Source organism: Leptolyngbya cf. ectocarpi LEGE 11479 (assembly GCF_015207065.1).
Lineage (GTDB): Bacteria > Cyanobacteriota > Cyanobacteriia > Phormidesmidales > Phormidesmidaceae > Leptothoe > Leptothoe ectocarpi.
Genome location: NZ_JADEXP010000303.1, coordinates 1 through 7,904, shown reverse-complemented (window position 1 = coordinate 7,904; position 7,904 = coordinate 1). Strand labels below are relative to the sequence as shown.

Sequence of the window (7,904 nt, the reverse complement as noted above, 5' to 3'; positions counted from 1 at the left end):
CTATATAAACGCCCATTACCCCTGCCCCCATGCACGACCAGATAAAAGCAATCACTGAAAAAATTACCCCCCGACTGATTGAAATTCGTCGTCACATCCACGCCCACCCAGAACTCAGCGGTCAGGAATATAAAACCGCTGCCTACATCGCCGGGGTGATGTCATCCTACGGATTCCATGTGCAGGAGATGGTGGGTAAAACCGGGGTGGTGGCTAACCTCAAAGGTGCTGGAAAACGTACAGACATATTGGCGGTGCGTACGGATATGGATGCACTGCCGATTCTTGAGCAGGTGGAGCTGCCCTTTGCGTCTCAAAATCGGGGAATTATGCATGCCTGCGGTCACGATGTGCACACCACCGTTGGCCTGGGAACGGCCATGGTGCTAGCGGAACTGACTGAACAGCAGCCGTTCTCGGGTACTACACGATTTTTGTTTCAGCCTGCGGAGGAGACGGTGCAGGGGGCTAAGTGGATGATTGCTGATGATGTCCTAGCGGATGTGGCGGCGATTTTTGGGGTGCATGTGTTTCCGTCGATTCAGGCGGGGAAGGTGGGGCTGCGGCGAGGGGCGCTGACGGCGGCGGCGGACGATCTGGAGATTGTAATTATGGGTGAGTCGGGCCACGGTGCTCGCCCCCATGAGGCGATTGATGCGATTTGGGTGGCGTCCCAGGTGATGACGACGCTGCAGCAGTCCATTAGCCGACGGCTAAATCCATTGCATCCGGCGGTGGTGAGCATTGGCAAAATTTCGGGGGGCAAGGCGGCTAATGTGATTGCCGACCGGGTGGTGATGCAGGGAACGGTGCGATCGCTACAGCCCGATGTCTATGAAAAGCTGCCGATCTGGATCGAAGAAATTGTGGCCGGGGTGTGTACCATGCACGGGGCCACCTACGAACTGAACTACCAGCGCCGGGTGGCCTCGGTGATCAATACGGACCAGCTGGTTCAGATTGTGGCGAATGCGGCCCAGAGCACCCTGGGGGACGATCGCATTGAGTGGCTGGCTGAACCGTCTATGGGGTCAGAGGATTTTGCCCTTTATACCGAACAGGTGCCGGGGACAATGTTTCGGCTGGGGGTGGGGTTTGAGAACCGCCATAACCATCCGCTGCACCATCCTAAGTTTGAAGTGGATGAGGATGCGATCGCAACCGGCGTCCTCACCATGGCCACCAGCGTTTACGAATACTGGCAACAAGCTGAGGATCTATCCCCCCAATGAAGCCTGGACCTGCTGTAGCGATCTCAACGCTCCTTGCACCAGTCGCTGCCGCTCGCCCGCCGACAGATTAGCCTCATCCGACAGCCCCAGTAGCTTAGTTTCCAGATCAAATAGCAAATCCGTGATCCGATCTGACCCACGATCATGAGGCACTACATCTAGATTTTGCGCTGAGGCTGCACCATCACCAATTTGATGCAGCGTCTGCTGCATACTTTCAATGATGCCGTACATCTCAATCGGGTCAAAAACCTTCAGCAAGCTAGTTTGAGTGACAATGCCCAAACCACTGCCCCAGTTCCACGACACCACCAGCCGTCGCACCCGGCGAGCTTGCATCTCCTGGTGTGCCGTCCATAACGAATCCGTCGGCTCTAACAAAAACAGCGGCGCACTCATCACATCCTCAGCCGTTAGCCGCTGCAGATTTAGCTCCAAGGCCTGAAACTGAACAATATCGCGCTCAGTCACAATCCCCATGGGCATCAATGATTGAATCTCACGACTGCCAGTAGCGTGACTATCCGCCTCGACAATGACAATACAGCTGACTCGGTGGACGGCCATCTGTTGAGCTAGCTCAATGGCAGATACCGTCGGTGCGGCATGGATCACATTTGTGGACATCACATCCGCCACCCGACGCATCTTTAGTAAGTTAGCAGGGCGCAACACCCGGCGAATACTATCCGGGGTGACAATGCCAACGGGATGATTGTGCTCATCCACAATGGGTAAATGTCGAATCCGATAGCGACGGAATAAAAATAGAACTGCAAAAATATCTTGAAAGGCAGACCGCTGTAGCGTCTTAACCGGTGACGTCATCACATCAGCCACCGTCAGCGCTCCCAAGTCCATGCCATCAGCCGTCAGCCTAACAATATCGCGCTCAGTAAAAATACCAACGATCTGCTGATTTTCTACAATCAAGGCACAGCTAGCAGGGCGGCTGTTGAGACTACCTGGCGTTAATCCACAGTTGCTCCGTATCGCCCCCATGGCCGCAACTGCCCGATTCAAGGACCACCCAGGTGGCACCTTGAGCACCTGCCGATCAATCGCGTCCGTCATCATCGGAGTGACTGTTTGCAGTGGATCGGATGATGGATCGGGCGATGGATCGGGCGACGATGAAACCTCGTCAGCAGCCTCACTACCTAACGCTGCGGGTATAGAAATCGGCGTTGAATTCAAGGCTTTATCAAGGGTCATTAGGGATGTAACAGATAGATAAGATTAAAACCTTGTTTTTTATGGACTTTAGATGACTTGAGGTATATAGTTAGGGATGTAACATGATACCCGGTAAAAAGCCCACACAAGCAGAATTCTAGGGAGTCTAGGTTATATCCGGCTCTCCCTGGTTGGATGTGGAGTTGGGTGCTTCGGTCACCCTGGGTGTTTTTCCATAGAGTCTATCTAGAACTCGTTTGACCGATATCCGTTGCCACTCACGACCTCGCTTAGTTTTATAGCCTTGGGTATTCATCCAGTTGGCAATTTGCTGTAGCGATTTTCCAGACTTATGGTGGCGACGGATAAGCTCAATGATTTGCTGCTCTTTTTCATCGACGACTAAATTGCCATTGACCGACTTTTCGCCAAAGGCAGGTGAGCCGTAACCAGCGTAGCCCCCTTGGGCTGCTTTACTACGTCTTCCTGAATCTAGTCTTTCCCAAATAGGGTTCTTTTGAGGCTCAGCAGTCATGGGCAATGCAGATGATGGCAACAAGCACAGAACCAAATTGGCGCAACGCCGCTGGTTCTAGCATATCGGGTTTGAGTCGCGGTGGTTCTAGTAGCCTACCAAATTTAATCGTTGTCTTGGCATATCGATTATCTCGAGGTGTGAAAAGCGGCGATATTTTTTAGGGGAGAGATTGTTTGATGGCGACGTATAAAGTGACCCTAGTAGACGGGAATGGTGCACAGCAGGTGATTGATGTGCCCAATGACCAATACATTGTCGATGGAGCTGAAGAACAAGGTATTGATCTGCCTGTTTCCTGTCGCTCCGGAGCCTGCTCCACCTGCGCTGGCAAAGTGATCACCGGTATCGTTGACCAGTCCGATCAGTCATTTCTAGAAGATGAGCAGATTGAAGCTGGTTTTGTCCTCACCTGTGTGGCTTATCCCCAATCGGACTGCACAATTCAAACCTACCAAGAAGATAATCTCGATTAACGTCGTTGCTGGAGGCCCATCTAGTGGGCCAACACCATGCCTGAATGTATTCCCCTTTCTTCTCAGCAAGTTCGTTCTAAATCTGACTCAATAAGGAGATATTAAGACAATGATGGCAGCACGAGAAATTATGACCAAGAATGTAATCTCCATTAGCGGCTCAGCCACAGTGGCTGAAGCGGTTGAGCTAATGAAGGAAAAAGGTCTACGGGCGCTGATTGTGGATCGTCGTAACGAGGACGACCCCTACGGCATGGTGACAGAAACCGATATTGTTTACAAAGTTGCAGCCCACGGCCATGATCCAAAAGCAATGCGCGTTTATCAGATTATGACCAAACCCTGCATTATGGTCACGCCAGAACTAGGTGTGGAGTACGTAGCCCGTCTGTTCGCCAATACAAAAATCCGTCGCGCTCCAGTGGTCCAGGGACGATTGCTAGGGGTGATTTCGATCTCAGATATTCTGCGTAAGAGCGACTTTGTGGAAAAACCCAAGGCAAATTTCGATGGATATGGGTCCTACATGGATGATCCAGAAGTTCTACAAGCAAGAGAGTATGATGTCTAATCTTTGAGTTGATCGCTCAGAGTTAATGACTGTAAACATATGACATAATGAGACCCTAGAACAAGAGATCCTCATAGTGTGAGAATCTCTTGTTCTGTCTTTTACATCGTGTTTGAAGAAGAGGCAGGAAAACGATGATGCAAGCAAAAGATATTATGACCGCCGATGTGATTACCATCAGTGGTTCTGCAACCGTTGCTGAAGCGGTTGAGCTAATGAAGGAAAAAGGTCTGCGGGCACTGATCGTGGATCGTCGTAACGAGGACGACCCCTACGGCATGGTGACAGAAACCGACATTGTTTACAAAGTTGCAGCCCATGGTCATGATCCCAAAGAAATGCGCGTTTATCAGATTATGGCCAAACCCTACATCATAGTTTCTCCTGATCTAGGTGTAGAATACGTAGCCCGACTATTTGCTAATACTAAAATTCGTCGTGCTCCGGTCGTCCAAGGGCGTCTACTAGGTGTAATTTCTATCTCAGATATCTTACGAAAAAGCGATTTTGTCGAGAAACCCAAGCGTTTGTTTATCGAGGATGAAATCGAAGTAGCTCGTCAAGAAGCACGCCAGGTTTGCGAGGAGCAGGGACCCACATCACCAGCCTGTGCGGCAGCATGGGATGCTGTAGAAGAACTACAGGCTACAGCATCCCATCAACGAGCAAAAGCTGGATAATAGTATAAGAACAAGGATTTTATAAGATCCAAAGATGATGTCTGCAAGGGTTGCCATAGAACGCCTGCACGTTCGAAAATCAGGGCAGAATCTTTGAATTTAAACAGGTCGGCGGAAGATACCTAAAACCAGTGAAACAACAAAGATAACTAGAAATACATAGAACAGGATTTTAGCAATTCCTGCCGCTGCACCTGCGATACCACCAAAGCCTAGAAAGGCTGCTATTAAAGCAACCACTAAAAATGTTAGGGCCCATCTCAGCATTGTTATTTCCTCTAAGTAGTCAAAATGTTGATACTTTTTATTAGACCCTATCCATGGGAGAAAATATTCACCCCTAGGGCATAGATGTGACTAAATGAACTGAAATGGTGGTACCTCTGGGCTTTATGGTTCAAGCATCTAGCTATTCTTTAGAAGATGCTTGACCAAGTTGTCCTTAAGCATCATTTGACGCATAATCTCCACCACGTACTCCTGAGCTTGATCCAGGGATAAATTCTTGACTTGAGATTTGAGGATATTAAGACTAAATTCTTGTTCTAGAGTAAGCTTTCCAGGCATGTCCATGATATCTTCTCTGCTAAGTTGCAGGTTTGTTAGGTATTGTATCTAAAGTTGTTTTAGCTAGAACTCCGCCGATCAAGATATATCGTGCCAGAGATTTTAAGCTCGAGGCTGAGCTACCTCAGTCTTTTCTCGCATTCAACTGCAAGGTTCCTACGTTTACGGGCTCGTTTATAGGCACGAGTCTTGGGAATTAGCCCCCTATTTCGGGCATCTGGGGTATCTGACAGGGCCACGATCAGACCTGTCTGGTTGAGTTCAGTCGATGTATCAATCAGTATTCCTGTAACGTGAACATCTAGAACAGACTCAATCAACTCAGAGATATCTTGCTTAATCTGCTGGTTGACAGTCTTACGAACTTCTAGAAATAAATCAGACGCTCGTTGCTGGAAAAGGAAGTGTTCTAGATGAGTTATGCAGTTCTCTAGAATAACCACTACATTCTGACCAAACAGATGGCAGATTACCTTAGTGGGCAGCTGGCCCAACCGTTGACTATATAGGGCCTGAATTTTTTGAGATAGGTCTCTTTCCAATTCTCCCACCGTAGGCAGGGCCATAGTGGATATACGACTGTCAGCTGTAGCAATCTGCATTACAATCTCCCAAGCAAATCGAATAAAGTCGACTGAAATCTGACTATTCGAGGTAATGATTACCCTCTTGCTAAGAAATGTAACGCTTTAATGATGGTTGTGTTTGGCGAGTTTACCTGCCTTTTAGATCGGTTTACCGAATAAAATGAAACGTTTTGAGTGATTGTCAACGGTATTTTTCGCTAGCCGATATTTTTTTGAACCAGTTACCTAGCAGGTGATGGGGGTGAGCGAGGTGTAACGTTTATTACTGCTTCTTGACTGTCTATGGAATTTATTCCTAACGCTTCTCTATACTGGTAGACATATTATTCTCTGGAATGCTTTAACCTCCATGGTGCAACACGCAGGTTAAGCCGCCACTTTCTACAAAAGGACCAGATAAGCAACGCCTCTATAGGCAATGCAAGTTCTGCTTCTAGATAGAGGAAAATGGCCCGGGGAAATTGTTATGAATCAGTGCATCAATCCACGACCGTTGGTTGTGGCTGTAGATGATAACTTAGACAATCTATGGCTTTTGTCGCTAGCGCTGGAAATGTTCAATGTTTCGCATATTTGCATTGAGCAGGGAAAGTATGTATTGGAAGCAGCGAAGCGCTATCAGCCCGAGCTAATTCTTTTGGATTTAGTAATGCCAGATGTTAACGGCGTTGAAATAGCTAACTATCTAAAGGTTGAACCGACGACAGCAGCCATTCCTATTGTTGGAATTACAGCCATGGTGAGCGATGACTATCCTAGATGTTTACCGATAGAGATATTTGATGGATTTTTGACAAAGCCTTACCTTTTAGAGGATTTACAGCGGTTAGTAACAACCCATTTGGAAAAGAAAGCACCCTATTGCTTAGCTTTTAACCTATGACATGCCTGTTACTGAATAACAAAGGGAAAGCCTGCAAAAATGATGTAGACCAGCGAACCGGTGATAATGCCATAGCAGCATGAGATGAAGGCTTTGACGGAATGACTGTTATAACGCAATACCGTGGCGGCTAGCGTTATGGAAAACATTAGTTCTCCCAAGGGAAATGAAAATCCATAAAGTGATCGAGTGAATCCAAAGAGAAAAACAGTCCATACGGTAAAGATAAAATATAGGTTGAAAACCGGCATCTTTGTCTGTCGACGGGGCCTCAGAATTTTTGTAAACAGCCGTAGGTACGTGATGGTGGCAAACGGCAAAATTGCGGCGGCTAAGCTACGTAAGCCTGCTGTTGTACCCGTGCTGAATGAAAAGATGACAAACGTTACCATGCTCGCCAATAGAATAAACAGTGCGATCGCAATCACGCCTGCGTGCATCCACATCCGAACAGCTTCTACCCGACGTTTATTTCTCACATCTCCATCCATGGGTGCACCTGCAACATTAGTGTATTTATAGTGTTTTTAGTGTATTAGAGATGATTAAAAACACACTATACCCAGGGGCAGATTTGCCCTGGAGAAAAAAGACTGAATTTAAGGAGAAATCTGCCCCGTAATAAAACTCGAATACTTCAAAAGATATAGCCATGTCCAAAGATTTTCATCTGTAATATAACCATCTGCTGACCAATAAGGGTAATCCAAATGAGTTTGAATCAATCTATGAAACCTCTAAAAACCCCAGCTTCTAATCTGTGTCCCTGTTGCTCAAGTGTTTTAGTCAAACAAATGAGTAACCGTCGTCTGGACTGGTACTGCTCAACTTGCCGTCAGACAATGCCTAATTTAGCCGGTTCTCTTTTAGAGTTAGCAGGGCTATAAGAATTCCCAACTTTGATTCACCCCACCTTGGACTCCCAAGGTGGGGTGACGCTTCCTCTGTTGCTGCCTAGACGAATTGCGGCAAACAACCCTGCAAAGCCACCACCCTCATTTTGGGTGGTGGCTTTGTCCGATCCATAATGCTCCTTCGCTATATTCTTTTCGACATTGCTGAGGTTCGGTATGGTCTACCTCTTAGACCCGCAACAGCAGCTGTTTTCATTTATAAAGAAATAATAAGAGAGATAGCGACTGTATTCTATTGTTCTTTCGATAGATTGTTGCATGCGCCTGATGGGAGGGACAATTG

Annotated in this window: 11 protein-coding genes; 5 read left to right on the top strand and 6 right to left on the bottom strand. The window is 47.4% G+C overall.

Annotation, left to right across the window (positions count from 1 at the left end; genetic code table 11):
- Positions 1-29: 29 nt before the first annotated feature.
- Positions 30-1,232 carry a M20 family metallopeptidase gene (locus IQ260_RS23630; RefSeq protein WP_193995539.1) on the top strand — a complete coding sequence of 401 codons (1,203 nt, stop codon included), beginning with the start codon at positions 30-32 and terminating at the stop codon, positions 1,230-1,232.
- On the opposite strand, the gene IQ260_RS23625 is transcribed toward IQ260_RS23630, so the two are convergent.
- Together IQ260_RS23625 and IQ260_RS23620 are read right to left on the bottom strand one after the other, a co-directional pair.
- Positions 1,218-2,447 carry a CBS domain-containing protein gene (locus IQ260_RS23625; protein ID WP_193995538.1) on the bottom strand — a complete coding sequence of 410 codons (1,230 nt, stop codon included), beginning with the start codon at positions 2,445-2,447 and terminating at the stop codon, positions 1,218-1,220. The genes IQ260_RS23630 and IQ260_RS23625 overlap by 15 nt on opposite strands.
- A 127-nt stretch (positions 2,448-2,574) precedes the next feature.
- Complete coding sequence (locus tag IQ260_RS23620) at positions 2,575-2,943, bottom strand: recombinase family protein (RefSeq protein WP_193995537.1); 369 nt, start codon at positions 2,941-2,943, stop codon at positions 2,575-2,577.
- Positions 2,944-3,122: 179 nt separating this feature from the next.
- On the opposite strand from IQ260_RS23620, the gene IQ260_RS23615 reads away from it, so the two are divergent.
- The 3 genes from IQ260_RS23615 (at position 3,123) to IQ260_RS23605 (ending at position 4,670) form a co-directional block, all read left to right on the top strand.
- Positions 3,123-3,419 carry a 2Fe-2S iron-sulfur cluster-binding protein gene (locus tag IQ260_RS23615; RefSeq protein WP_193995536.1) on the top strand — a complete coding sequence of 99 codons (297 nt, stop codon included), beginning with the start codon at positions 3,123-3,125 and terminating at the stop codon, positions 3,417-3,419.
- A 109-nt stretch (positions 3,420-3,528) separates the two neighbouring features.
- Positions 3,529-3,990: a CBS domain-containing protein gene (locus tag IQ260_RS23610; RefSeq protein WP_193995535.1), complete on the top strand. Its 462-nt coding sequence runs from the start codon at positions 3,529-3,531 to the stop codon at positions 3,988-3,990.
- Positions 3,991-4,124: 134 nt separating this feature from the next.
- Positions 4,125-4,670 carry a CBS domain-containing protein gene (locus IQ260_RS23605; RefSeq protein ID WP_193995534.1) on the top strand — a complete coding sequence of 182 codons (546 nt, stop codon included), beginning with the start codon at positions 4,125-4,127 and terminating at the stop codon, positions 4,668-4,670.
- 99 nt (positions 4,671-4,769) lie between these two features.
- On the opposite strand, the gene IQ260_RS23600 is transcribed toward IQ260_RS23605, so the two are convergent.
- The 3 genes from IQ260_RS23600 to IQ260_RS23590 form a co-directional block, all read right to left on the bottom strand.
- Complete coding sequence (locus tag IQ260_RS23600) at positions 4,770-4,937, bottom strand: DUF1328 domain-containing protein (protein WP_193995533.1); 168 nt, start codon at positions 4,935-4,937, stop codon at positions 4,770-4,772.
- A 138-nt stretch (positions 4,938-5,075) separates the two neighbouring features.
- Positions 5,076-5,237, bottom strand: coding sequence for an NblA/ycf18 family protein (locus IQ260_RS23595; protein WP_228016383.1), 162 nt, complete (start codon positions 5,235-5,237; stop codon positions 5,076-5,078).
- Between the two features lie 119 nt (positions 5,238-5,356).
- Entirely contained in the window at positions 5,357-5,839 is a 483-nt protein-coding gene (locus IQ260_RS23590; protein WP_193995531.1) for a DUF2294 domain-containing protein, read from the bottom strand.
- Between the two features lie 403 nt (positions 5,840-6,242).
- Between IQ260_RS23590 and IQ260_RS23585 the strand changes: the two genes are divergently transcribed.
- Complete coding sequence (locus tag IQ260_RS23585) at positions 6,243-6,707, top strand: response regulator (RefSeq protein WP_193995530.1); 465 nt, start codon at positions 6,243-6,245, stop codon at positions 6,705-6,707.
- An 8-nt stretch (positions 6,708-6,715) separates the two neighbouring features.
- Here the strand turns inward: IQ260_RS23585 and IQ260_RS23580 are convergent, their stop codons facing one another.
- The gene (locus tag IQ260_RS23580; protein ID WP_193995529.1) at positions 6,716-7,198 is read right to left on the bottom strand and encodes a hypothetical protein; all 483 of its coding nucleotides are present in this window, start codon (positions 7,196-7,198) and stop codon (positions 6,716-6,718) included.
- Positions 7,199-7,904: the final 706 nt, after the last annotated feature.

Excerpts from the sequence above, each read along its gene's own strand:
- IQ260_RS23580 (WP_193995529.1), bottom strand. The coding sequence starts at position 7,198 with ATGGATGGAGATGTGAGAAATAAACGTCGGGTAGAAGCTGTTCGGATG.
- IQ260_RS23585 (WP_193995530.1), top strand. The coding sequence starts at position 6,243 with ATGCAAGTTCTGCTTCTAGATAGAGGAAAATGGCCCGGGGAAATTGTT.
- IQ260_RS23625 (WP_193995538.1), bottom strand. The coding sequence starts at position 2,447 with ATGACCCTTGATAAAGCCTTGAATTCAACGCCGATTTCTATACCCGCA.
- IQ260_RS23630 (WP_193995539.1), top strand. The coding sequence starts at position 30 with ATGCACGACCAGATAAAAGCAATCACTGAAAAAATTACCCCCCGACTG.
- IQ260_RS23610 (WP_193995535.1), top strand. The coding sequence starts at position 3,529 with ATGATGGCAGCACGAGAAATTATGACCAAGAATGTAATCTCCATTAGC.
- IQ260_RS23615 (WP_193995536.1), top strand. The coding sequence starts at position 3,123 with ATGGCGACGTATAAAGTGACCCTAGTAGACGGGAATGGTGCACAGCAG.
- IQ260_RS23620 (WP_193995537.1), bottom strand. The coding sequence starts at position 2,943 with ATGACTGCTGAGCCTCAAAAGAACCCTATTTGGGAAAGACTAGATTCA.
- IQ260_RS23600 (WP_193995533.1), bottom strand. The coding sequence starts at position 4,937 with ATGCTGAGATGGGCCCTAACATTTTTAGTGGTTGCTTTAATAGCAGCC.
- IQ260_RS23590 (WP_193995531.1), bottom strand. The coding sequence starts at position 5,839 with ATGCAGATTGCTACAGCTGACAGTCGTATATCCACTATGGCCCTGCCT.
- IQ260_RS23595 (WP_228016383.1), bottom strand. The coding sequence starts at position 5,237 with ATGCCTGGAAAGCTTACTCTAGAACAAGAATTTAGTCTTAATATCCTC.
- IQ260_RS23605 (WP_193995534.1), top strand. The coding sequence starts at position 4,125 with ATGATGCAAGCAAAAGATATTATGACCGCCGATGTGATTACCATCAGT.